We start from the raw sequence: 24,963 nt of genomic DNA on the forward strand, positions 1-24,963 counted from the left end.
ACGCTATGGCAGATACCACCTGTCCCCATCAACATCGCTGGAATAAGGCATTGCGACGCACGCAGCAGCGTGTTAGCCATCTGCCTCGCTACCGCAATAACGGCCGCGTCATTCGTGCGACGGGAATGGTGATTGAAGTGGTTGGGCTACGTGTGGCGGTGGGTAGCGCCTGTCGGATTGAATTGCCGGGCAGCGACGGTCGCTTGTCCGACAGCGATAGGCATGCCGAAGCGGAAGTCGTCGGCTTTTCTGGTGATAAGCTATTCCTGATGCCCTTGGAAGAGGTCATAGGGCTAATGCCTGGCGCTCGCGTCGCGCCTCTTGATGAAAGCGGCAACAACAGTGCCCGCCGCTTCCCGATGGGCGATAGTCTGCTGGGCCGGGTACTGGATGGCAATGGCAATCCGCTTGATGATCGGGAGGGCATCGATGAGATACCTCGAGCAACACTCAGCTCGCCGCCGCTTAATCCGCTTTCTCGCGCGCCAATTGATGCGCAAATTGACGTAGGCATTCGCGCTATTAATGCGCTGCTTTGCGTAGGTCGCGGTCAGCGTATGGGGCTATTTGCAGGCTCCGGTGTGGGCAAGTCAGTATTGCTAGGCATGATGGCACGCTACACCAAGGCCGACGTCATTGTGGTGGGCTTGATTGGTGAGCGGGGCCGTGAAGTACAAGACTTTATCGATAACATTTTGGGCCCTGAGGGTCGACGGCGTGCTGTCGTCGTCGCCGCCCCCGCTGATACCTCACCGCTACAGCGCTTACAGGGTGCCGCGTATGCGACTCGCCTGGCAGAAGGTTTTCGTGACGAAGGTCGTGATGTCCTGCTGATCATGGATTCGTTAACCCGGTACGCCATGGCACAGCGGGAAATTGCCCTGGCCATTGGTGAGCCACCCGCTACTAAAGGTTATCCGCCGTCGGTTTTTGCAAAGCTGCCCGGCTTAGTGGAGCGCGCAGGTAATGCTGAGCGTGGTGGTGGTTCCATTACGGCGTTTTATACCGTGCTAACCGAGGGCGATGATCAACAAGATCCTATTGCCGATTCTGCTCGCGCCATTCTAGACGGGCATATCGTGCTGTCGAGAACGCTAGCGGAAGCAGGTCATTATCCGGCCATCGATATTGAAGCTTCAATTAGCCGCGCAATGACCTCCATCGCCTCAGCCGATCAGCTTCAGGAAGCGCGAGTGTTCAAACAGCTCTTCTCGCGCTACCAGCGTAACCGGGATCTTATCAGCGTGGGGGCCTACAGCCCTGGCCATGATCCCCAGCTCGACGAAGCAGTGAAACGCTTTCCATCGTTGGAAAACTTCCTTCAACAGAATATTGATGAGTGTGCAACGCTTGTCGATGCTCGCCAAGCGCTGCACGCACTGGTAGGAGGACGCACATGAGCACTTCCCAGCTCGAAATGTTAACCGACTTAGCCAGAGGTGCCCGCGACCAAGCGGGTAAAGTACTGGCACAAGAGCGACAAACGGAGCAACAAACGACCGCTCAGTTACAGTCGCTACTGAGCTATCGGGCGGAGTACGCTGAGCGCTTGCAGAAAGCGATGCGTGACGGCATTGACCCTGCCACTATGTACAACTATCAGCAGTTCTTAGCCTCTTTGGACGCGGCCCTAAGCCGCGCTCGACAAGCGTTAGCGTCTCAACAGGCAAGCGTTGAACAGAGTAAAAAGAACTGGCAACAAGAGCAGCGAAAGCTCTCTTCCTACGATACACTGGCGTCGCGTCGACTACTTGAAGAGCACCGCCGCAGTGAACGTCATGAACAAAAAACTAACGATGACTTGGTGACAAGCCGCGCGGCTCGTCAGCATAACGACACTCCGCATTAGCGGGGCCAGGGAACTGAACATGAACATTCACCAGTTGCTTTCGGTCAGCCAAAATTCGCCTCAGACGCAGTCTCAAGGCACTTTCGGCCAACAAGACACAGCTAAGGGCGTATTTCATCAAACGCTGTTGCAAGCGTCTGGCGCTCAGCGATTATCAGCGTCTGCTTTCAGTGAAGCTGCTGCTTCTCATACGCCGCGATCGCAAGCTCAGCTAAATGAACTCAGCTCTCTTTTGTCGGATGCATCAGCTGACGATGTAGAAAATTTGAGTGAAGTCCTGCAAACCCTGGGACTGGATGTCAGTGAGCGCGATTTGTCTGAATTATTGGCTCAGTTGCAACAGCCGAGCTCAGAGGTCAGCCTAGAAACGCTAGGTCTAGATGCTGGAGAAGCATTGACTCCCCTTGACGAAATTGCCGGCCGTCTCGCGCTAATGGCATCTTTTACGGAAAGCAGGCCTGAGTTGGCTTCACCCGCTGCCCCAGCCACGCTGGAAGCAATCGCTGAACAGTTAAATATTAGTCAATCGGAAGCGGCACAGCTGGTCGATTCCAAGGGACTCAAGACAATTGCCCAGTATCTAAGTATGGATAAAAGTGGGCCTGGGCAGTCTATCGACCCAGCCGCGCTGGAAGCCATTGCCGATCAGTTAAATATTAATCAAACGGATGCTGCGCAGCCTATCGTCCCAGCAGAGCTGAAGGTCGTCGCTGAGCAGTTAAATATTAGTCAAACGGAAGCAGCACAGCTTGCCTCCGCGCTAAATGCGCTGGCTGGTCAGCTACAAAGTGCCTCCCCCCAATCAGCAGAGTCGGCTCAGTTAACCAATGTCCGCTCGCCTGTTGCCGAGCTCCAGGCAGCCCTAAGGCCACAACCTGATACTTTCTTTGCTCAAATGAACACTGGTAATGCAGCTCAGCAGATTAACTCTCCCACTGCAGCCACCCAGATCAGCAGCGAAGCCCTAATGTCCGCTCTATTGACAGGAGACGGGGCTTCGAAAGCAAGCCCAAGCAGTGAGCACTTACTTACTGGATTATCGTTAAATACCGGCAGCAGTCCGTTAGCTACATCGCAATCTACCCAAGGCTTTTCGCCCAATGTCACACCGACAGCGGCCACTTTAGCGACACCTGTCAACAGCCCCGCCTGGCCACAACAGTTGAGCCAGCAGTTAGTACAGATTTCACAGCGTGGTGGCGAACAGCACGTTCAGATGCAATTAAACCCTGCAGAATTAGGGCCGCTGTCTATCTCCCTGAAGTTTGGTGAACAGGGGGCGCAAGCGCACTTTTTGTCCGCCCATGCCCAGGTACGCCAAGTGCTCGAACAAGCGATTCCCCAGCTGAGGGAAGCGCTGGCTGAGCAAGGCATTTCGCTAGGCGAGACATCGGTTGGCGAACAGCGTGACCCCAACGAGCAGGCTTTTGCTCAATCAGGCGGCAAACAGGGTGCCGAGGCTGGGAGCGGCAACGGCGATATAGGCTTGGATGAATCACTTACCCAAAGCACCGAGCGCAGCCCGCTAAGACTGGATGGGCGGGTCGATCTATACGCCTAAGCATTGACAGAGTGCATGACCATTCTAGAACTACGTCGATTAATACGCTCATAAATACGTACGTGAAATAGCTAAACCAAAAGATAGGCTTGCCAAATAAGCCTGTTCATTTCATCACCAGCATGCGCTTTAGGCATAATACATTGCTAGTGATACGCATGGAGTTCACAGGAATCGCAAATGGCAGAAAAAAGCGGCGGGTCAAAAAAACTGCTCTGGATAATGATCATCCTGGTCTTGCTGTCGTCAGCAGGCGCAGCGGCAGCTATTTATATGGTAATGGATCAGCGTGATGACGGTTCAGAAGACGCTGAGATGCAGCAAGCGATGGAGCGCGAGCCGCCTATTTTTATGCGTATTGAACCCTTTACCGTCAATCTTGCCGATGACAGTTATGGTTCACGCTTGCTCTATACAGGCGTGACTCTTCGTGTGGGTGATGAAGAGAGTAAAACCATTCTAGAAGAGCATATGCCTCAAGTGCGCAGCCGTTTGCTGATGCTGCTATCCGGCAAGCAGGCTGATGAACTTACTTCCCCGGAAGGTAAGCAGCAGCTTGCACAAGCGATTGTTGATCGACTCAACGTCCCGCTGACGGAGAATCAGCCGCCACTTGATTTGCGTGAAGTTTTATTCACCGAATTTATTGTGCAATAACCTCGGGAACTGGAGCCGTTCATGTCACAGGACGATCTACTGTCCCAGGAAGAAATAGATGCCCTGCTAAAGGGCGTTAGTGGAGACGATGAGCCATCGGCTTCATCTTCCCATGCGTCAGATGAAGCCCGGGTTCGCCCTTACGATCCGTCGACCCAGCATCGCGTTATTCGTGAGCGTTTGCATGCGCTTGATTTTATCAACGAGCGCTTTGCTCGCTACTTTCGTACTGGCCTGTTTAACCTACTGCGGCGTAGCGCGGACATTACCGTCGAGTCAGTTCGCTATCAAAGCTTTAGCGAGTTCTCACGTAATGTTCCCGTGCCTACCAACCTGAACATTGTGTCGATGAAGCCACTGCGGGGTTCAGCACTCGTCGTATTCCCCCCCAATCTCGTTTTTATGGTGGTGGATAACCTTTTCGGTGGTGACGGTCGTTTTGTCACTAAATCGGACGGCCGGGAGTTCACTAATACTGAACAGCGTATTATCCAGCGCCTGCTCAATCTCGCTATTGAGGCATACCAAGAGGCCTGGAAAGTCGTTTATCCGCTGGATGTCAGTTTTTTACGCTCAGAAGTGCAATCAAAGTTTGCCAACATTACCAACTCACCCAATGAAATTGTGGTGAACACCAAGTTCAACATTGAAGTGGGCAACCTATCTAGCAATTTTCAGATATGCATGCCGTACGCCATGATTGAGCCGCTACGCGACTTACTAGCTAACCCAATTAATGACAGCAATCACGACCAAGACGGCAGTTGGTCACGCCGAATGGCAAGTGAGCTGCGTCAGTCGGAAGTGGAGCTAGTCGCTGAATTTGCTCAGATACCCAGCCGTATCGCCCATGTGATGGGATTGAAAAAAGGCGACGTGCTGCCGTTAGACATTCCAAGTTCAATCACCGCAAGCGTTGACGGGGTGCCCGTCATGGAGTGCGAGTACGGAAGTCAACGTCAACAGCATGCACTGCGTGTGTTACATATGATTGACCATGCCGCTATGAATAATGCATCGTCCAAGGACTTCATTAAAGGGTCTACGCGACAGAAAGCCAAGGAATCCAAAGCATGACTGATCCCAATAAGCCTGATCAGAACGTCTCTGACGACGATTGGGCGGATGCCATGTCCGAGCAAGAAGAACCCACCTCCAGCGCCGATGCTGCCAGCGAAGAGGAAGATCCTTGGGCAGCCGCAATGGCGGAACAAGAAGCTGCTGAAGAGAGCGAAGAAGAGACAGCTGCTGCCCCAGAAGAGCCCAAAGCCCCTGCAGCGAAAGCGGCAAGTGAGGATATCTTCCGTCCGTTGAGCCCAGACAGCGGCTCTTCCCAGGCGCGTGAGCTTGAGATGATCATGGATATCCCGGTGAAGCTCACCGTGGAACTCGGCCGTACAAAGCTAACTATTAAGCAGTTACTGGAGTTGGCACAAGGGTCTGTTATTGAGCTTGAAGGACTCGCCGGAGAGCCGATGGATATCTTGATTAACGGCTACTTGATTGCTCAAGGCGAAGTTGTTGTGATCGAAGATAAGTACGGCATTCGGATTACTGAAATCATCACGCCTTCTGAACGTATTCATAAATTGAACCGATGAGCGTTGCAACCTCTTCGGCGCAGAATGGTTCGCTCGATGCACTAGGTAACGGTGGCGAGGCATTGGTAGGGATGGCCGTTTTGGGCAAGACTGCCGCGGCTTTAGCTCTCGTTATTGCGATCATTTTAATCTGTACAGCGCTTTTAAAGCGCTGGAGCAACCATACCACTCGCCATGGCGCCCACCTGCGCATTGTGGGCAGTACGGCTGTGGGAAATCGTGAGCGTATCGTGATTGTTGAAGTAGAAGATACCTGGTTGGTTGTTGGAGTGGGAGGTGGCCGAATTACTAAACTCCACGAGCGCCCGGCCCCTGAAGAGCGCCCGCCAACCGCATCAGCTCCGCCTTCCTCACGCTTTGCGCGTCGTTTATCCAAAGCGCTAGCCGCAGGCCGTCGCGACTCGTCTGCGCCCACCGATTCACATCAGACGCCATGAGGTACCGGATGCACCTTTTTTGGCCCTGTGTTTTGAAGAACCTTTTTTTGAAGAGCCATGTTTTGAATAGCAAAACGGCTAAACCGTTCATGATGTGGCTTGTGTTTGCTGTCGCGTGTTTTATAGCCAGCCCTGTGCATGCACAACAGATTCCCGGCATTATTTCTCAGCCGCTTGATGACGGGGGCCAGCAGTGGTCATTGTCGCTGCAAACCCTGCTTTTCCTAAGTTCTCTAGCGTTTTTGCCCTCCATGCTGCTGATGATGACGAGCTTCACTCGTATCATCATTGTGCTTAGCCTGTTGCGGACAGCGATGGGCACCCAGGCAACGCCGCCCAACCAAGTGCTGTTAGGGATAGCGCTGTTTTTAACTTTTTTTATCATGTCACCCGTATTGGCCCAGGTATATGACAACGCCTGGGTGCCGCTGACTAATGAGACGATAAATTTTGAAGAGTTTTTACTGCTGGCTCAGGATCCATTTCGGGAATTTATGCTCGCTCAAACCCGAGAGCCGGATCTGGCACTGTTTGTTCGCCTAGCCGATGTGGGCCCCATGCAAGGCCCGGAAGAACTGCCAATGCGTGTCTTGCTGCCCGCCTTTGTCACCAGTGAACTAAAAACGGCCTTTCAAATCGGCTTTACCATTTTCATTCCGTTTTTGATCATTGACCTCGTGGTGGCCAGCACGTTGATGGCATTGGGGATGATGATGGTTCCGCCCATCACTATCTCATTACCTTTTAAACTGATGCTGTTCATTTTAGTGGATGGCTGGCAGCTTATTATTGGCTCGATGGCAGAAAGCTTTTACATGATATAGCGCGTTATACCGCACATTGTTTATACAGCCCACAGGAACCCAGCTATGACACCCGAGATGGTGATGAGCATTGCTTATCAAGGAATGCGAGTAACGCTTCTACTTGCTGGCCCCATGCTGTTGGCGGCGCTATTCACCGGCCTTATCATCAGCTTATTTCAAGCCGCGACTCAGATAAATGAAATGACACTAACCTTTATTCCTAAAATTCTGGCTGTGTTCGCGGTGTTGGTATTAGCAGGCCCATGGCTGATTGGCTTAATTACCGATTTTACTCACCGCCTATTTACTAATATCCCCAGTATGGTGATGTAGCGCTATGGTGGAAGTCACTTTCGCACAGCTGCAAGGGTGGCTAGTGGCTTTTTTATGGCCGTTTGCGCGCATTACAGCTTTCATGGCAGCGTCGCCTCTATGGGGCCACTCCAGCGTTCCCAACCAAGCCAAAGTAGGTTTGGCAGCCTTAATTGCCATTGTCATCGCGCCGATTTTACCAGCTATGCCGGATATAGCTGTAATGTCCTGGGCAGGCGTGGGGATTATGATCGAACAGATTCTAATCGGCTTGGCGATGGGGCTCGTCATGCATATCATGTTTGCGGTTGTTCAAGCGGCGGGGGATTTTATCGGTCTGCAAATGGGCCTAGCGTTTGCGAGCTTTTTTGATGCTTCGAGTGGTACCAACATTATGGTGCTCTCACGCATTCTCTACATGATCACTCTGCTCATGTTTTTGGCCATGAATGGTCATCTGATGGTGCTTGAAACCTTGATTATGAGCTTCCAAACGCTGCCCATTGGCATTGGGACGTTCAACCCAGATGCGTTTATTTTGTTATCTCGTTATGCGGGCACGATTTTTGCGTCGGGAATGTTATTGGCGCTACCATTGGTGGGATCCTTGCTGACCATCAACCTGGCGCTGGGCATACTGAACCGTTCTGCCCCCCAGCTCACCGTCTTCAATATTGGCTTTCCTACCTCTCTTATCGTGGGGCTAATATTAATGATGGTGCTCATGACCGACATTAACCGCTTTCTACAGCGGTTGTTTACGCAAGGCCTAGAGTTTATGCAGACGTTAATCGAAACGATGGCGCCCTTAAACTAACAAACCCATGCTGTAGGTGAAAGGTTTCACATAAGCATGGGTTAAAGTTTGTTTGAGCAATACGCAAAGTGATCAAGCAATAGCAAAAAGCGGATCTATTACATATAGTTCAACAGCGATAAGCCTTTAATATCCACAAACGTTTTCTGTGCCGCTTGCAAACCCACTTGACGCAAGCTGTATTCAGAAATGGCCTCGGCATAATCAAGGTCTACCAAATCAGATAACGTCTCCGTATAGTTCATCATCCTATTGCCCCCTACAACATCCACAACGTCAAGCTCATTAACCCGTGCCCCTACTGAAGCCAGCACCGTTGAAACATTATCTAGCGCATTATCCAAATCACGCATTGAGGTATTCAGGGTATTACGCAGGTCAGCTTTTTTAGCGTCGGTGTCGGCCGGATTTTCCAAAACGCGAATGGCTTCTTCCATGCTACGGAAGAGATTGGGCTCGCGTTGTTCGCCACCTGCTTGCGCGACTAGAATCGAGTCTCCAGCAGCAGGCGTACCTTCTAAATCAATTGACACACCGCCGTAGGTTACTTGCTGAGCAGAGTCGCCCAAATTACCTGTATAACCTTCAGTTTGAACTGCATTCCAGTCAGTGCCATCAAATGTCTCGATGTCGAATGTATCAGCAGGGGTGTTAAAGGTTATACGGAAATCTGTTCCATAATCTGCATCATTAACATCGCGTATCTGCGGCCCGCGAAATGTCACATTGCCACTATTCAGACTGCCGTCATCTTTCTTTGCTTCTGCCACGTAGCCGGCACTGCTAGGTACGCTTTTGAAAATGGTGTCGCCATTGTCCGCGACCTTGACCAACCGCGTAGAGTCGATTCGCTGTTCGCGTACATTAAAGTCCCCTTGATACTGCACGTTACCGCTGGCATCTTTCGTGAAGGGCTGAGCACTGTCTTTATAGCCGCCAAACAGATAGCGCCCGTTACCATCGGTGGCATTGGCCTGACCGATCATCGTTTCATAGATGCCTTTGAGCTCGCTGGCAACGGACTCACGGTCAACGTCACTTAACGTATCGCTAGAGGCCTGAACCAGACGTCCTTTTGCGCTATCAATTGCATCGACAATACTTCTCAAAATGCTATCAGTTTGTGATAGCGAGTTGCGCGCAGAAATGCGTGAATCAGCATATTGCTGAGTAATCGCTTGTGACTGATCCACGCCCACTGCACGCGATGCTGCCTGCGGGTCATCAGAAGGATTAACTACACGCCGACCACTGGCAATCTGCTGGCTGACCTTCGACAGATTGCCCTGCTGACGGTTTAAGGACGCGGTACTCTGCTCAAACATGGTAACAGTACTAATACGCATAATTTATGCTCCTAAATTAGCCACGCAGGTTCAAAATGGTGTCTAAAAGCGACCCCGCCGTATCTATGACACGCGCATTAGCTGCATAGTACTGCTGATATTGAAGGAGATTAGCCAACTCTTCATCCAAGTTGACACCAGACTCTGACTGTTGCACTGCACGGAGCTGATCAGTCAAGCCTTGTCGCGCCTCCAAATTAACCTGCGTGATATTAGTCCGGTTACCCACATCACTGACCATTGATGCGTACGCACCACTTACCGAGGCACGTCCGCCGACAACATCCTTACTTTGCAGATTTTGCAGAGCCAGAGCGTTGCGGTTATCGCCTGAACTAGCATCACTAAGGCTGATATCCAGGCTAGCTGTACTACCTGTCTCAGGAAGTGTATCAAGGGTAAAGCTAAGACCGTCAATAGTGACGATATCACCTTCTGCCAGGGTGTCCGTTCCTGGAGTAAAAGGCTCGCCATTTCGGGTGACGGTTGCCGCTGGAGTAACTGACAAGCCACCGGCATCGTCAACTTCTATCTCATATTCGTCATTGGTGGCAAAAGCACCGCTTGCAGCACTTAGTTGACTGATATCCAAGTCACCTTCACGTTCAACCAAGCTAGCTGCCGCAATCTTATCGAGGTCGGCGATACGCGTATCCATACCGCCAGCAGCGCGACGCACCGGCTGGATTTCAAAACGATCACCGCCTGCGACAGAATTACCGCTGTTAAACGCAACCGTTACGCCGCCAAAGGTGATTTCACCCTCGCCAGCTGCAGCATCCCATTCAGATAGATCAACAAAGTCAGCATCATCAGGATCCGTGCTATCAAGCACGTCACCAGTATCATTACGCGTTACAGTAGGAGTGCCAGACGCATCGAATGAAACGGTGTAATCCGTGGCACGCAGTTTATCGACGGTTGCTGGGTCGAACTCTATCGACGTCAGCAGATTCGGGTCGCTGTTGCTTGTATAACCATAACCCTGAGGAGAGCGGGTCGCGAAGAAGTTTTCCCCTTGGTCACCGTTAAGATCCACTCCCTGTTTGTGCTGCTCATTGAAAGCAGTCGCTAAGGAGACAGCGAGTTGGCCAATTTGGTTTTGGGTTTTATCCAGCGTTTCTGAACGGAAAGCCATTAATCCGCCCAAGGTTCCGCCCGTTATCGTTGATTCATCCAGCTGAACCGAATTACCGCCACCATCAATATAACCCACAACGGTACGCTGAGGATCGTAATCAGCCTGTCTAGCTTCTAGCTTAAAGGTATCCGCCCCTGTCACCAGCGGCTGCCCGTTAGGCAAACTAATATTGTAAGTTTTGCCATCCTGTATATTCAGGCGCAGATCCATGCGCTCATTGAGCTCAGAGACAAGATGATCGCGCTGATTAAGCAGGCTATTGGGTGCTTCTCCCGTACGCGCTCGAGCCAACGCAATTTCTTTATTTAATCCGGCAATTTGCTCAGTAGTGTTATTGATTTGAGTAACTTCATCTTTAATTTGCCCGTTTATGTTGCCCTGCATATCTTGCAGATAGCCGTCAAAAGAACGGAACTGGGCACTCAACGTATTAGCGGTACCGAGTACCCCCTGACGTGCAGCCGGGTCAGATGGAGCACTGGCTAAATCTTCTATTGAGGAGAAGAATTTTTGCATTAACGGAGATAAACCCGCTTCTCGGTCTGCCAGCAGGCTATCGATCTGTGACACTTGCTGATTGTACGTTGATAAAGCACTTGACTGTGTTTTGGCGTTATTTAACTGGCTGGCCACGTAAGTGTTGAACTGCCTTTCAATATCATTGACCTTCACGCCTTTACTGCCAGCGCTACCCTCGCCAAGCATGGTAATCTGGCGGTTGTAGCCAGGCGTTAACATATTGCTGGCATTGTTACTAACAGTATTCAGGGCATTCTGTGCGGCATTGAGGCCGCTTAAGCCGATCGAAAACATGCTCATGGTTCAATTCCTTAGGCCGATACCTATCATTACTTCAATTATCGGCGCTGCACAGAAAAACTTGAGGAAAGGGCTAGCGAGCGTCAGCCAGGAAATTTCCCTCAGCGTTAAGCGGCCCCATGGTATTCATCACTGCGACTAACTTTTCAGCGTAGAGCGGATCAGTTGCATACCCACCTGCCTGCAGCTCACGCGCGGCCTGCTCAGCGGTGGGTGCTTGAACAACCCCAGCATAGCGAGGGTTATTGCCGATTAGGCTGGCATAGTCAGTAAAAGCGTGTTCAAACGAGTCGTAGACACGGAAGGTGTCAACCACCTGCGTTCGCCGCCCATTAATATACTCATGAGTCACAATATCGGTGGTTTCACCCTGCCAATGGCTACCGGCTTTGATACCAAACAGGTTATGACTATTGTTGCCATTGCGAGTCGCAATTTCGTGCCGTCCCCAGCCTGTTTCTAACGCCGCCTGGGCCAAAATGAGTTCAGCAGGAACGCCGGTGGACGCACTGGCCGCTTGAGCGGGTGCCGCTAACGTTTGAATAAACTGATCTACGTGAGCAGAGGCCGTCGTTTGCGCTAGCGGGTTTAGCGCAGATTCATCCACCGCTCTACCCTTCTCGACACCTTGGCGAATGGCCTCTAGCTCGGCTAAGAATCGACCGCTGCCCTGCTCATGCTGGGTTTCAATCGTGTCAGGATTAGCCGCGAATGAATCGTCAAGCACATGCGGGGTGCCGCGGGGAATACCGGCTATCAATGCTTGCAACTCTTGATCCGCATCTGGCCGCGCTTTTGAGATGGCTCCTTGGCGCTCCAGTTGCTCAACAAGCACATCTGCAAGGCCCATTCCACGCGAAGCCATCACCTGTGACCACTGTTGATCCAGCATCGATTGATAGGTATCCGTCGCACTACTGTTCATCAGTCCTGAACTGGGTGTCGCGTCACGCATACTCTTCATCATCATCTGAATAAATAGCGCTTCAAACTGCTGGGCTGCACCACCCACACCAGCCTCAGGATCGACTCGTGCATTGTGTTGGAGCCGCTGAAAGCCGTTCATGTCCAGGGCGAACTGACTGGTCATATCACTCGCGCTCATTAAATGACCTCCAGTTCTGCACGTAGCGATCCCGATGCTTTTAACGCCTCCAGAATCGACATCAAGTCTTGAGGGGTAGCGCCCAACGCATTCAATGCATTGACCACTTCGTTGAGCTGGGCACCCTCTACAATTTGCAGATAAGCCTCTTGCTGCTCAATATCAATATCTGCGTCGGGCACCACAACCGTTTCGCCCTCGCCAAACGGATTCGGCTGGCTAACGCCAAACTGGGTATCAATCATGATAGACAGACTGCCGTGAGCTACGGCTGCTTCACGCAGTGTGACGGCACTGTTCATCACTACCGAACCGGTACGTGAGTTCAGCACAACGCGTGCCGGAGCCTCCGTAGGTGTGACCTGAACGTTTTCAATGCGTGCCATAAAGTTGACCCGCGCATTATCATCAGTAGGACCGTCAAGGGCGATTACTCGGCCATTACGTGCATATGCCACCGACTGGCCAAACTCGTTATTGATCGCCGTTACCATGCGCTGAACGGTGCCAAAATCAGAGTCGTTAAGCTGTAATTCAAGCATGCCACCATTGCCACCTAGGTTAAGCGGCACTTCCTTCTCAACCAGTGCGCCATTGGGAATACGCCCCGATGCCTGCTGATTGATTTGCACACTACTGCCACCCGCTTGGGCGCCAGCGCCGCCCACGAGCATGTTGCCCTGGGCAATAGCATAGGTATCACCATCGGCCCCCTTTAAAGGTGTCATCAACAGCGTGCCGCCGCGCAAGCTACGTGCGTTGGCTATCGACGAAACGACTATATCTAGACGCTGGCCCGGCATTGAGAACGGCGGGAGATCAGCGGTCACCATCACCGCAGCTACGTTGCGCAGTTGCAAGTTCGTGCCTGCAGGCACGGTCACCCCAAGCTGGGACAACATATTAGTCAGGCTTTGGCTGGTAAAGGGCGCCTGGGTCGTTTGGTCGCCGGTACTGTCGAGGCCGACGACCAAGCCATAGCCGACCAGTTGGTTATCTCGAACGCCGGCAAAGCTCGCCAGTTCACGAACGCTTTCCGCCTGAACAGGCATAGCCAGCGCGCACATTAGCGCTAAGGTGGTCAGTTGAATAAGCCCGGCGTTGATGGCTTGCCGACAATTAATCCACACATTTCTTAACCGCATCACGATAACCCGCTGTCCCGCGTTCATTGGTCGACCTGCCATTGAAGGGCCTGCCTGGCGTAGCTCTGTCATTGATGGCTCCCCATAGAGCTAGAACGGCGAGACGTTTAAGAAGAAACGTTGTAGCCAACCCATGTGCTGCGCTTCATTAATATAGCCGTCACCGACGTACTCAATCCGCGCATCCGCTACCTGAGTGGAAGGAACGGTGTTTTGAGCGGTAATCGTACGTGGGTTAACCACGCCGGAAAAACGAATAAACTCAGTACCTTGATTGATGGCAATTTGCTTCTCGCCACGCACACGTAAATTGCCGTTATTCATTACTTCTAACACCGAAACCGTGATAGTACCGGTAAAGGAGTTATTGGCCTGCGACCCGCCACTACCGGTAAAGTCGTTTTCACCTGAAATATCAAAGCCATATTCTGCAAGCGTATCAAGGACATCAGGCAACTGTGTTAACTCCAGGCTAGCGCTACCGCTACGCCCTGCATTGGATTGCGAATTTTTGCTCGCACTGACCTCCTCATCCAACACAATGGTCAAGATGTCGCCCATGGCGCGCGGCCGACGATCTTCAAAAAGTGGCTGATAACCTTGCCTAGCCTGGTAAATAGAGCCATTGGGGATGGGTGGCGGGCGATCAACAATGCTGATCTGCTCTTGCTCACCCACCACTGAAGCTCTTGGAACTTGAGCGCAGCCGGCTACAACCAATAAAAAAAGCACCAGTCCTACTAGCGCAATACGACGTGACATGTGGTGCAACTCCAGCATAACGCAACCTATAAGTAAGCCCGGTGAGTAACAACCGTTACAGCTGGCTTAAGCGTGCCAACATTTCATCGCTAGTGGACACCGCTTTGCTATTAATTTCATAGGCTCGCTGGGTCTGAATCATATTGACCATCTCTTCAACAACATTGACGTTAGATGTTTCAACATAATTTTGAAACAACCGTCCTGCTCCATTAGCACCCGGAATGTTTTCATTGGGCGCACCAGAAGCTCCCGTCTCCAGGTAGAGGTTACCGCCGATGCTTTGCAAACCTGCTGGATTAATAAAGGAACTGACGGTTATTTGCCCCACCTGATTGTCGACCGCGACACCAGGCTGACTAACGCTCACCGTACCGTCTTCACCGATACTCACTGACAGAGCATTAGCCGGCAAAAAGATAGCGGGCTCAATCGGGTAACCGTTGGCGGTTACCATTTGCCCGTTTTCATTGAGCTGAAAACTACCGTCACGGGTATAACCCGTCGTTCCGTCAGGCATCAAGACTTTAAAAAAGCCTTGGCCATTGATGGCCAGATCGCGGGAGTTGCCGGTTTCCTCCAGCCCACCCTGGGTATGCAGGCGCTCCGTGGCCACAGCACGCACACCGGTACCGATCTGCATGCCTGATGGCAGACGATCCTGAATATTATTCTGAGCGCCGGGTTGACGCATATTTTGATATAGCAGGTCTTCAAACACCGGACGTGAGCGTTTGAAACCATTGGTGCTTACGTTAGCTAGGTTGTTCGAAATCACGTCTAGCTTTGTTTGCTGCGATTCCAAACCGGTTTTAGCGGTCCACAATGACTTAATCATAATTAAACTCCCTTGGCCGACTGATTAGCATCAGTGCTGAATGACCAACATTAACCTTGAATGGACAGGATGCCGTTGGCACGCTGGGCGTTTTCGTCGGCCGTACTCAGCACTTTCATCTGCATATCGTAGCGGCGTGCAACATCGATCATCGAGACCATGGCATCGACAGCACTAACGTTGCTGCCTTCGAGCGCACCGCTTACTAACGTGGCATTTTCGTCGGCGGGCAAGGCACCGGGGACACCTTCTTCGTTAGGGGGCGCGCGAAACAGGCCGTCTTCACCACGGGTTAAATCCCCCTCTTCAGGCGTCACCAGTTTAATGCGGCCTACCTCGACCAACGCTTCGGGTCCAACACCTTCAGGGATGGCACTAATTGTCCCGTCAGCACCAATTGAGACCTGTGCCCCTTGCGGGATGGCGATGGGCCCACCATCGCCCAGCACAGGACGCCCCACACTAAGTAGCACGCCGTCACTATCGATCTGCAGATCGCCACGGCGGGTATAGGTTTCAGTACCGTCATCTGCTTGCACCGCCATCCACGCGTCGTCCTGCATCGCGACATCAAGGGTGCGGCCAGTATACTCAACTGGCCCCTGAGAAAAGTCACTGCCCGGCGTGGTGGTTACCGCCGAGGTACGCGTTGCCAGTAAGGCCTCGCCTTGCACAGGCACCGAGCGAGCAGCCTGTAGCTGTCCGCGAAAACCGGTGGTGGTTACATTCGACAGGTTATTACTCACCACTGACTGCTGATCCATGGTGTGCTTAGCACCGCTCATGGCGGTATAGATCATTCGATCCACGGTACTGACTCCTTACCTAAATGACCGATCATTAAAGGTTAATAATGGTCTGCAGGAGCTCGTCCTGGGTACTGATAGTTTGTGAGTTGGCCTGGTAGGCCCGTTGGGCAACGATCATATCGACTAGCTCGCGAGCCATATCGACATTGGACGTTTCAACTGCACTTGGCTCAATTAAGCCACGCAGACCGGTACCCGGCGCACCTACCAGTTCCTGACCTGAGCTACCGGTAGCAGTCCAAAGATTATTCCCCTCAGGTTTTAATCCCTCTGGGTTACGGAAGCTGGCTAGTGCTACTTGGCCCGCGGCACGCGACTGTTCGTTAGCGTAATTACGCATCACGGTGCCATCGTCTTCAATGGTAATCCCCACTAAAGATCCCGAAGAATAACCATTCTGGGAAATAGATTTGGGATCTGATTGTTCTGCAAACTGTGTAGAGCCTTGAAAATCAACTGCAATATTTAAGTCGGTAAAAATTGGGCCGAACTCATTGGCGCCAGCTCCCTCGACGTTAAAGCCAGCATCAGTGCTGTCAATATCATTGATCGCGGTAGGTGCACCATCAACGAGCTTACCGTTTGTATCGAAGGCTAGTGTTCCGAGGTCAAAATTATAGGCTTCTGCGTCGCTAGGCCCCCCTGTTAGGCGACCTTGAACCTGCCACTGATTGGGCGCAGCATCATCTTTAATAAAGTACATAGATAAGTTACGTGCATTACCTTGCGAATCATAAACAGTGGCATTCGTTGAGAAGCTATAGGTAGTGTTATCAGTCGGATCAAACACATAACCAGCAGCAGCGGTATCTATACCCGCCTCACCTGAGTCCAGGTTGACCTCTACCGATAGTTCGTTTGTGGCACTCGCCGCAAGGGCTTCGGAATCGACCGTTAAGGGAGTAACATCACCACCTGCCTGAACATCACCATTCGCATCGGCAGCATAACCCATAATCTGCGCGCCCTGGGCATTCACCAGACGTCCATCTGCGGTCATAGTCAACTGACCATTGCGCGAATAACCTACTTCGCCATTGGGCTGCTGAAAGCGAAAAAAGCCCTCACCCGAAATAGCCAAGTCCATATTGCGGTTGGTGGACTCAATATTACCCCCGCTAAAATTCTGCAGTACCGTGGAGGTACGAACGCCAAGCCCGATGCGCGACTCAGCATATACATCAGCGAACTGGACGCTAGAACTTTTAAAACCAACCGTCTGCGAGTTGGCAATATTATTACCCACCGCACCTAGTTTTTGTTGCTGTGCGCTTAGACCACTGAGTGCTTGTGAAAAACTCATGCTGTTCCCCTAATAAAGCTGTGTTTAATCAAATGCTGTGGTTTATGACTGTGTTTAGTCAGCAATTAAAGAATTTGTTTAACGTCGTTCAGATTGATTTGACCGTAAATAGCGCCCAGATCCAGTCGAACGCTGCCACTGCCGTCATTCGGCGTTACCCGGTTAACCACCGCGTACTGTAAGGCAGTAGATTCAATTTTTTCACCTTCAGCGTCAGTTGCCTCTAGCTGCACCGTATACCGGCCGCTGGCAGCCGCTTCGCCTTGGTCATTGAACCCAGGCCAGTCGAACGAATGAACACCTGCTTTCAGTGGACCGAGATCATCGTAACGTTTGATGATTTGTCCACCTTCACCAACGATGGTAGCTTTTACATTCTTCGCTGGCTCGGCCAGCTCTATTCCGAAAGGCGTTGTATAAGTGTTGCCGTCGCCATCTTGCTCCAGCAATACATCCTTCCCAGGCACCATGACACCTTTGCCAATTAAGCCGCTCGCCTGCAGTGCCTGATTGGCATCCATTTGGCTGGTAATGCCTTCTAGCGTGCTATTCAGCTCTTCAATGCCGCTCACCGTGTTAATTTGCGCTAGCTGGGAGGTCATCTCCGCATTTTCCATCGGTTTGAGCGGATCCTGATTCTGCAATTGCGTAATCAGCAACGTCATAAAGCTTTCACGCAGCTCATCAGACTGGCGGGCAGGGAGGCCATTGGCACCACCGCCATTTACTTTGTTTACTACGCTAGAATCAATAGTACTACTCATCGGTTACCCCTCACCCAGCGACAGCGTCTGCATCAGCATCTGCTTACTGGTATTAAAGACTTCAACGTTGGCTTGATAGGAGCGCGAGGCAGAAATCATATTGACCATCTCATGCACCGGCTCAACGTTGGGCTTTGCCACATAACCCTCTTCATCTGCCGCCGGGTGGTTGGGCATGTACTCCATCCGCAGGGGTGAGTCATCTTCCACTACCTCGGTGACGCGCACGCCGCCAACGCCATAGCGGTTACCTTGTGACTGGGTCTCAAACATCACCTGCTTGGCTCGATAGGTTTCACCATCAGGCCCTGCGACGCTGTCGGCATTGGCCATATTGCTAGCAGTAACATTCATGCGCTGGGATTGGGCACTCATTGCCGACCCGGCAATATCAAACGCAGAGAACATCGACATCGTGGATTAACTCCTCACTAATTTAGACAGAATCACTCGGGCTGCATGGCATTCTTCAGCCCCTGAATACGGCTGTTGAGCATCGTGAGGCCGACTTGATAACGAACAGCGTTATCTGCAAACTGCGTGCGCTCACGATCCATATCAACCGTATTTCCATCCAAACTGGGCTGGTCGGGAATGCGGTAAAGCAAATCGGGGTTGCCCGCTCCACGCCATGCGGGACCTTCTCCAGCAATATGGCTACCAGAAGTACGCGCTAAAGTCAGACCGCCTCCGGTATGGCTAGATGCACTCTGAGTACCTTCGACTGCTTTTTTCAGCTCACTAGCAAAGTCAATGTCACGCGCCTTATAGTTAGGTGTATCGGCATTGGCGATATTAGCCGCTAACACCTCGTGACGCGCTTGACGTAACCCTACTGCTTGCTGATGAAAATTAAAGGCAGATTCCAGTTGATCAATCATGCCGACCCTCGCGTTGAGGCAAAAAATAAAATGGATTTTGTTGATGATGAAGAATACGTCTGGAGCTGTCAGCCTAAAGCATGGAACAGCTGGCGTTTCCACCAGCATTTCGCGTGATACGGCTACTACCTTTTCGCTACACTGAACGATGAATTCTCCTCGTTACGTTCCTTCTTCTTCAGCCCCCAAGTAAGCGGCCTCCCCATGCTCCGACTGCGCTTTACTAAGCCAAGCTCGCTTCGCTTTTGGCAATTAGCCTTCTTCTGGGCAATCCTAAGCGTTACTGCCTTCACCAGGATTCAAGCTGATGACGACAATCTTCTCCAGCAAGTGCATCAATTTTTGTACGAAGAGACACAGGCATTAGGCGAGGAAGTGGTCATTGACCTACGACCACCCTCTCCGCATTTGCCAGAGTGCGTTCAGCCAGAACCTTTTTTGGCCAACGCCAATCAAGCACCCTTGGGCCGCGTTTCCGTTGGGGTGCGTTGCGGTGAAGATGGCCGGCAAGTTCGCTATTTACAGGCGCAGATTGATGTCATTGGTGATTATGTGGTGGCAGCCAGGGATATTGAGCGAGGTACACTGATTACATCAAGCATGCTTAGCGAACGCGGGGGCAATCTCGGCGATCTCTCAGCTCAGGCTTTGACAGCTGAAGAGGATATCGTGGGTAAAATAGCTCAGCGCCCTATTCGTAGTGGTAGTGTATTTTTAGCGCATTACTTACAAGCACCTCATTTAGTTGAACGTGGGCAGCGCGTTACTGTCATAGCTCAAGGCTCTGCCTTCCGAGTTTCACGCGAAGGCGAAGCATTGGAAGATGGTGCTCTTGGTGAGCAAATTAGAGTTCGTTTTGGTCCACGAGAAATCATGACTGCTCGTGTCGCCGAGCGTGGTATTTTGGTCGTGGATTTTTAATTCGCAGCCTAAAGTTAGGCCCAATGCTGCCGATGTACTGTTATACAAGCTACACTAAGCGCCAAGCGCATCGACGTTGACGATGAGGCAGACAACGTGAAAATTGATAACATTAATTCGCTATTACGCTCAAGCCAAGCCCAGCAGCGTGATGAAACGCAAAAGGCTGATAGCGTATCACCCGTCGCACCGGGCGGCGCAGCTCGCGAATCGACTCAACTGAGCCAATCAAGTATCGATGAATCTCAGGACGTCGATACTGCTAAAGTTGAAGAAATTCGCGATGCTATACGTGAAGGTCGCCTTGAAATGCGCGCCGACCGTATCGCCGAGGGCTTAATTGCCAATCTTAAAGATCTATAAGGGGACGCTGTAAATGAGCCTTGCATCCTTGCTTACCGACCAGCAACAGCGTCTTGAGGCGTTAATTTCGTTGTTGTCCAGCGAGCAAAATTTATTGACGCAAGGTGATATTGACGGTGATGCATTATCGCAAGTTGCACTAGACAAACAGTCTTTATTGGCCGAACTCGAGCGCATTGAGACTGTGCGGCGCAATGTGCAAAAACGTCTTGGTTATGCCGAAGGCGCAAACGGCGCCAGAGCGGCAGCTCATGATGCTGGCTGCCTGACAGCTTGGGAAAGCTTGCTTGAAAAAAGCGAGCGAGCCGCGCGTATGAATGAGCTAACGGGCCAGATGTTGTCCGTACGACTGAAGCATAATCAGGCAATGCTTGATTATATTCGTCAAATCGCTGAAAAAACGCTCTATAAGCCTGATGGACGCAATAGCGCCCAACCCGGCAGAATCAACGCTTCCGCCTGATACCTCCCTCGACAAGCCATCAGCATGACGTTTCAATGAAAGCCCACTCTCAGCGGCAAATCAAAAGACGATCATGTTCAATTTATTGCCTCATCATTATACAGCGGTGGTTGTAGGCGCATCGGGAGGAATAGGTGCTGCCATCATTGAGCAGTTACTCTCTTCCTCTCAGGTCGGCCACATTATTGCGGTAAGCCGGCAGCCACCACGAATTGGCAACCCCCGTCTTACACACCTAATACTTGATGTTTCTCAAGAGCAGGGACGGCAGGCGCTTAAAACAGAACTAGCCTCGCAGCCAATCCACTTCTTTTTTAATGCCATCGGCATCCTTCATGATGACGCGCAACGACTGTTGCCCGAGAAGCGCCTTGATCAGCTTAGTGTCGAAAGCCTTGCGCAAACAATGAACATCAATGCCTTTGTGCCAATTTTATTGATAACGGCACTGAAAGACTCTTTCAAAGGGTCACACCCTTCAGTGATTGCCAGCCTTTCGGCTCGTGTTGGCTCAATAGAAGATAATCAGCTAGGAGGTTGGTACAGCTATCGTGCCAGCAAAGCAGCGCATAACATGTTGTTTAAGACAGCATCCATTGAGCTCAAGCGGCTGAATAAGCAATCGCTAGTGCTTTGTCTTCACCCTGGCACCACCGACACAGCCCTCTCTAAACCTTTTCAAAACCGAGTACCTAGCGAAAAGCTATTTACACCCGCATTTGTAGCAGAGAAGCTGCTGGCAGTCATCGCTCAGCGAACGCCTGAAGATAGTGGTACTTTTTGGGCTTGGGATGGCAAATCTATCGACTGGTGAGGTGTTACGCAAAAAAAAACCAAGGCATCAGCCCTGGGGGATTCTTGGTATAAGTGCCTGACGATGATCGGGCCGGCCATCCGGCGGCCGGCGCTCCGGGACTCTCCATGAGGAGACCCCTTGTTTTTCTTTCGCGCAAACAAAAAACCCAGCCGATGGGCTGGGTTTCTTGTTAAATAAGTGCCTGACGATGACCTACTCTCGCATGGGGAGACCCCACACTACCATCGGCGCTAAGCGGTTTCACTTCTGAGTTCGGCAAGGGATCAGTGCCTGACGATGACCTACTCTCGCATGGGGAGACCCCACACTACCATCGGCGCTAAGCGGTTTCACTTCTGAGTTCGGCAAGGGATCAGGTGGTTCACGCRTGCTATGGTCGTCAGGCGTAACTGTTAATGTACATCATGCTGACTGTTTTTAACTAAATTGTGATCGTCTYATCGYCTGCCGCCCTGRCAKTCTGTTGCCTGGGCCACACGCTGCGTATCCGGYTTTMATKSWCGTCATCATTACGACCAGACCCCTTGGGTGTTATAGGGTCAAGCCTCACGGGCCATTAGTACACGTTAGCTCAACGCCTTGCAGCGCTTCCACACCGTGCCTATCAACCAGCTGGTCTCGCTGGGCCCTTCAGGAGGCTCTAGGCCTCAGGGATGTCTCATCTTGAAGGGGGCTTCCCGCTTAGATGCTTTCAGCGGTTATCCCGTCCGACCATAGCTACCCGGCAATGCCACTGGCGTGACAACCGGAACACCAGAGGGTCGTCCACTCCGGTCCTCTCGTACTAGGAGCAGCCCTTCTCAAACATCCAACGCCCACGGCAGATAGGGACCGAACTGTCTCACGACGTTCTAAACCCAGCTCGCGTACCACTTTAAATGGCGAACAGCCATACCCTTGGGACCGACTTCAGCCCCAGGATGTGATGAGCCGACATCGAGGTGCCAAACACCGCCGTCGATGTGAACTCTTGGGCGGTATCAGCCTGTTATCCCCGGAGTACCTTTTATCCGTTGAGCGATGGCCCTTCCATACAGAACCACCGGATCACTAGAACCTGCTTTCGCACCTGCTCGACGTGTCTGTCTCGCAGTCAAGCACCCTTATGCTCTTGCACTCAATGCACGATGTCCGACCGTGCTGAGGGTACCTTCGTGCTCCTCCGTTACTCTTTAGGAGGAGACCGCCCCAGTCAAACTACCCACCACACACTGTCCTCGATCCGGATAACGGACCTGAGTGAGAACGCCAATGATGCCAGGCTGGTATTTCAAGGTTGGCTCCCTYCGAACTGGCGTCCARAGTTCWAAGCCTCCCAGCTATCCTACACAGGCAACATCAGCGTCCAGTGTGAAGCTATAGTAAAGGTTCACGGGGTCTTTCCGTCTAGCCGCGGGTACACCGCATCTTCACGGCGATTTCAATTTCACTGAGTCTCGGGTGGAGACAGCGTGGCCATCATTACGCCATTCGTGCAGGTCGGAACTTACCCGACAAGGAATTTCGCTACCTTAGGACCGTTATAGTTACGGCCGCCGTTTACCGGGGCTTCAATCAAGAGCTTCGCCTTGCGGCTAACACCATCATTTAACCTTCCGGCACCGGGCAGGCGTCACACCCTATACGTCCGCTTGCGCGTTAGCAGAGTGCTGTGTTTTTAATAAACAGTTGCAGCCACCTGGTATCTTCGACCGGTTCGGGCTAGGAGAGCAAGTCTCTTCACCCTATGCCGGCGTGCCTTCTCCCGAAGTTACGGCACCATTTTGCCTAGTTCCTTCACCCGAGTTCTCTCAAGCGCCTTGGGATTCTCACCCTGACCACCTGTGTCGGTTTGGGGTACGGTCGCACATGATCTGAAGCTTAGAGGCTTTTCCTGGAAGCGTGGCATCAGTGACTTCCTGACCGTGGTCAGTTCGTCTCGTGTCTCGGCTTTAAGACCCCGGATTTACCTAAGGTCTCGGCCTACTCACTTTCACCAGGACTACCAACGCCTGGCTCACCTAGCCTTCTTCGTCCCCCCATCGCAACCATGTCCGGTACGGGAATATTGACCCGTTTCCCATCGACTACGCCTTTCGGCCTCGCCTTAGGGGCCGACTCACTCTGCTCCGATTAGCGTCGAACAGAAACCCTTGGTCTTCCGGCGAGGGAGTTTTTCACTCCCTTTATCGTTACTCATGTCAGCATTCGCACTCGTGATACCTCCAGCGAACTTCTCAATTCACCTTCATTGGCTTACACGACGCTCCTCTACCGCTCATCCTAGTGGATGAACCCGTAGCTTCGGTACCTGGTTTAGCCCCGTTACATCTTCCGCGCAGGCCGACTCGACTAGTGAGCTATTACGCTTTCTTTAAAGGATGGCTGCTTCTAAGCCAACCTCCTAGCTGTCTGAGCCTTCCCACATCGTTTCCCACTTAACCAGGATTTCGGGACCTTAGCTGACGGTCTGGGTTGTTTCCCTTTTCACGACGGACGTTAGCACCCGCCGTGTGTCTCCCACGCTCTACTCACCGGTATTCGGAGTTTGCCTCGGGTTGGTAAGTCGGGATGACCCCCTAGCCGAAACAGTGCTCTACCCCCGGCGGTACTACGTGAGGCGCTACCTAAATAGCTTTCGAGGAGAACCAGCTATCTCCGAGCTTGATTAGCCTTTCACTCCGATCCACAAGTCATCCAAATCTTTTTCAACAGATCCTGGTTCGGGCCTCCAATTGATGTTACTCAATCTTCACCCTGCTCATGGATAGATCGCTCGGTTTCGGGTCTATATCCAGCGACTGTGTCGCCCAGTTAAGACTCGGTTTCCCTACGGCTCCCCTATACGGTTAACCTCGCCACTGAATATAAGTCGCTGACCCATTATACAAAAGGTACGCAGTCACAGAACAAGTCTGCTCCTACTGCTTGTACGCACACGGTTTCAGGATCTATTTCACTCCCCTCTCCGGGGTTCTTTTCGCCTTTCCCTCACGGTACTGGTTCACTATCGGTCAGCCAGGAGTATTTAGCCTTGGAGGATGGTCCCCCCGTCTTCAGTCAAGGTTTCTCGTGCCCCGACCTACTCGATTTCACATGATCAGATTTTCGACTACGGGGCTATCACCCGCTACGGCCACGCTTCCCAGCGTGTTCGCCTAATCAGTCTCATGCTTAAGGGCTGGTCCCCGTTCGCTCGCCGCTACTAGGGGAATCTCGGTTGATTTCTTTTCCTCAGGGTACTTAGATGTTTCAGTTCCCCTGGTTCGCCTCGTACACCTATGTATTCAGTGCACGATACTCATCTTRTGATGAGTGGGTTTCCCCATTCAGAAATGCCCGGGTCACAGGTTGTTGCCACCTCACCGAGCCTTATCGCAGGCTACCACGTCTTTCATCGCCTCTGGCTGCCTAGGCATCCACCGTGTGCGCTTCATTGCTTGACCCTATAACCCGAAGGAGTCTGG

Annotated in this window: 25 protein-coding genes and 2 rRNA genes; 14 read left to right on the forward strand and 13 right to left on the reverse strand. The window is 51.9% G+C overall.

Annotation, left to right across the window (positions count from 1 at the left end; all coding sequences use genetic code 11):
- Positions 1–5: 5 nt before the first annotated feature.
- From fliI to fliR, 10 genes are all read left to right on the forward strand, one after another.
- Positions 6–1,400 carry a flagellar protein export ATPase FliI gene (fliI, locus tag RO22_RS21570; RefSeq protein ID WP_027958750.1) on the forward strand — a complete coding sequence of 465 codons (1,395 nt, stop codon included), beginning with the start codon at positions 6–8 and terminating at the stop codon, positions 1,398–1,400.
- Positions 1,397–1,849 (forward strand): flagellar export protein FliJ, encoded by a 453-nt coding sequence (gene fliJ / locus RO22_RS21575; RefSeq protein ID WP_027958749.1) that lies wholly within the window; start codon positions 1,397–1,399, stop codon positions 1,847–1,849. The genes fliI and fliJ overlap by 4 nt, the downstream gene beginning before the upstream one ends.
- A 19-nt stretch (positions 1,850–1,868) precedes the next feature.
- A complete protein-coding gene (locus RO22_RS23955; protein WP_051052187.1) occupies positions 1,869–3,410 on the forward strand; it encodes a flagellar hook-length control protein FliK in 1,542 nt (513 codons plus the stop codon).
- Between the two features lie 180 nt (positions 3,411–3,590).
- Positions 3,591–4,067: a flagellar basal body-associated protein FliL gene (gene fliL / locus RO22_RS21585; RefSeq protein ID WP_009288428.1), complete on the forward strand. Its 477-nt coding sequence runs from the start codon at positions 3,591–3,593 to the stop codon at positions 4,065–4,067.
- A 21-nt stretch (positions 4,068–4,088) separates the two neighbouring features.
- Positions 4,089–5,144, forward strand: coding sequence for a flagellar motor switch protein FliM (fliM, locus tag RO22_RS21590; protein WP_009288427.1), 1,056 nt, complete (start codon positions 4,089–4,091; stop codon positions 5,142–5,144).
- Positions 5,141–5,668, forward strand: coding sequence for a flagellar motor switch protein FliN (gene fliN / locus RO22_RS21595; protein ID WP_027958747.1), 528 nt, complete (start codon positions 5,141–5,143; stop codon positions 5,666–5,668). The genes fliM and fliN overlap by 4 nt, the downstream gene beginning before the upstream one ends.
- Entirely contained in the window at positions 5,665–6,105 is a 441-nt protein-coding gene (gene fliO / locus RO22_RS21600) for a flagellar biosynthetic protein FliO (protein WP_041159382.1), read from the forward strand. Before fliN ends, fliO begins: the two co-directional genes overlap by 4 nt.
- A gap of 89 nt (positions 6,106–6,194) precedes the next feature.
- Positions 6,195–6,929: a flagellar type III secretion system pore protein FliP gene (gene fliP, locus RO22_RS21605; protein ID WP_051052194.1), complete on the forward strand. Its 735-nt coding sequence runs from the start codon at positions 6,195–6,197 to the stop codon at positions 6,927–6,929.
- Positions 6,930–6,974: 45 nt separating this feature from the next.
- Positions 6,975–7,244 carry a flagellar biosynthesis protein FliQ gene (gene fliQ, locus RO22_RS21610; protein ID WP_027958744.1) on the forward strand — a complete coding sequence of 90 codons (270 nt, stop codon included), beginning with the start codon at positions 6,975–6,977 and terminating at the stop codon, positions 7,242–7,244.
- Between the two features lie 4 nt (positions 7,245–7,248).
- Positions 7,249–8,040 carry a flagellar biosynthetic protein FliR gene (fliR, locus tag RO22_RS21615; RefSeq protein WP_027958743.1) on the forward strand — a complete coding sequence of 264 codons (792 nt, stop codon included), beginning with the start codon at positions 7,249–7,251 and terminating at the stop codon, positions 8,038–8,040.
- Between the two features lie 98 nt (positions 8,041–8,138).
- Here fliR and flgL read toward each other — a convergent pair whose 3' ends face one another.
- From flgL to flgB, 11 genes are all read right to left on the reverse strand, one after another.
- On the reverse strand, positions 8,139–9,386 hold the full coding sequence (gene flgL, locus RO22_RS21620) for a flagellar hook-associated protein FlgL (protein WP_027958742.1): 1,248 nt from the start codon (positions 9,384–9,386) through the stop codon (positions 8,139–8,141).
- Between the two features lie 16 nt (positions 9,387–9,402).
- Positions 9,403–11,346 carry a flagellar hook-associated protein FlgK gene (gene flgK / locus RO22_RS21625; protein ID WP_041159383.1) on the reverse strand — a complete coding sequence of 648 codons (1,944 nt, stop codon included), beginning with the start codon at positions 11,344–11,346 and terminating at the stop codon, positions 9,403–9,405.
- A gap of 73 nt (positions 11,347–11,419) precedes the next feature.
- A complete protein-coding gene (flgJ, locus tag RO22_RS21630) occupies positions 11,420–12,451 on the reverse strand; it encodes a flagellar assembly peptidoglycan hydrolase FlgJ (protein ID WP_041159384.1) in 1,032 nt (343 codons plus the stop codon).
- A complete protein-coding gene (locus RO22_RS21635; protein ID WP_230805444.1) occupies positions 12,451–13,518 on the reverse strand; it encodes a flagellar basal body P-ring protein FlgI in 1,068 nt (355 codons plus the stop codon). The genes flgJ and RO22_RS21635 overlap by 1 nt, the downstream gene beginning before the upstream one ends.
- A gap of 168 nt (positions 13,519–13,686) precedes the next feature.
- Positions 13,687–14,376, reverse strand: a complete 690-nt coding sequence (locus RO22_RS21640) for a flagellar basal body L-ring protein FlgH (protein ID WP_009288421.1) — start codon at positions 14,374–14,376, stop codon at positions 13,687–13,689.
- 37 nt (positions 14,377–14,413) lie between these two features.
- Positions 14,414–15,196 (reverse strand): flagellar basal-body rod protein FlgG, encoded by a 783-nt coding sequence (flgG, locus tag RO22_RS21645; protein ID WP_009288420.1) that lies wholly within the window; start codon positions 15,194–15,196, stop codon positions 14,414–14,416.
- Positions 15,197–15,246: 50 nt separating this feature from the next.
- Complete coding sequence (locus RO22_RS21650; RefSeq protein WP_009288419.1) at positions 15,247–16,005, reverse strand: flagellar basal body rod protein FlgF; 759 nt, start codon at positions 16,003–16,005, stop codon at positions 15,247–15,249.
- Positions 16,006–16,036: 31 nt separating this feature from the next.
- A complete protein-coding gene (gene flgE, locus RO22_RS21655) occupies positions 16,037–17,308 on the reverse strand; it encodes a flagellar hook protein FlgE (protein ID WP_041159385.1) in 1,272 nt (423 codons plus the stop codon).
- 65 nt (positions 17,309–17,373) lie between these two features.
- Positions 17,374–18,072, reverse strand: coding sequence for a flagellar hook assembly protein FlgD (locus RO22_RS21660; protein WP_009288417.1), 699 nt, complete (start codon positions 18,070–18,072; stop codon positions 17,374–17,376).
- Between the two features lie 3 nt (positions 18,073–18,075).
- Positions 18,076–18,486 (reverse strand): flagellar basal body rod protein FlgC, encoded by a 411-nt coding sequence (flgC, locus tag RO22_RS21665; protein ID WP_009288416.1) that lies wholly within the window; start codon positions 18,484–18,486, stop codon positions 18,076–18,078.
- A 32-nt stretch (positions 18,487–18,518) separates the two neighbouring features.
- The gene (gene flgB / locus RO22_RS21670; RefSeq protein ID WP_027958738.1) at positions 18,519–18,953 is read right to left on the reverse strand and encodes a flagellar basal body rod protein FlgB; all 435 of its coding nucleotides are present in this window, start codon (positions 18,951–18,953) and stop codon (positions 18,519–18,521) included.
- Between the two features lie 204 nt (positions 18,954–19,157).
- Between flgB and flgA the strand changes: the two genes are divergently transcribed.
- The 4 genes from flgA to RO22_RS21690 all read left to right on the forward strand — a co-directional run bounded on the left by flgA (position 19,158) and on the right by RO22_RS21690 (position 21,514).
- Positions 19,158–19,874, forward strand: coding sequence for a flagellar basal body P-ring formation chaperone FlgA (flgA, locus tag RO22_RS21675; protein ID WP_041159386.1), 717 nt, complete (start codon positions 19,158–19,160; stop codon positions 19,872–19,874).
- Between the two features lie 96 nt (positions 19,875–19,970).
- Positions 19,971–20,237, forward strand: coding sequence for a flagellar biosynthesis anti-sigma factor FlgM (gene flgM / locus RO22_RS21680; protein ID WP_039860564.1), 267 nt, complete (start codon positions 19,971–19,973; stop codon positions 20,235–20,237).
- 13 nt (positions 20,238–20,250) lie between these two features.
- The gene (locus RO22_RS21685; RefSeq protein WP_009288413.1) at positions 20,251–20,700 is read left to right on the forward strand and encodes a flagella synthesis protein FlgN; all 450 of its coding nucleotides are present in this window, start codon (positions 20,251–20,253) and stop codon (positions 20,698–20,700) included.
- A gap of 73 nt (positions 20,701–20,773) precedes the next feature.
- Positions 20,774–21,514, forward strand: coding sequence for an SDR family NAD(P)-dependent oxidoreductase (locus RO22_RS21690; protein ID WP_041159387.1), 741 nt, complete (start codon positions 20,774–20,776; stop codon positions 21,512–21,514).
- A gap of 271 nt (positions 21,515–21,785) precedes the next feature.
- Here RO22_RS21690 and rrf read toward each other — a convergent pair.
- Positions 21,786–21,901: ribosomal RNA gene (gene rrf, locus RO22_RS21695) — 5S ribosomal RNA — on the reverse strand.
- Positions 21,902–22,052: 151 nt separating this feature from the next.
- Positions 22,053–24,942, reverse strand: a 23S ribosomal RNA gene (locus tag RO22_RS21700).
- Positions 24,943–24,963: the final 21 nt, after the last annotated feature.

The organism is Halomonas sp. KHS3 (assembly GCF_000830495.1).
In the GTDB taxonomy this organism is placed as follows: domain Bacteria; phylum Pseudomonadota; class Gammaproteobacteria; order Pseudomonadales; family Halomonadaceae; genus Vreelandella; species Vreelandella titanicae.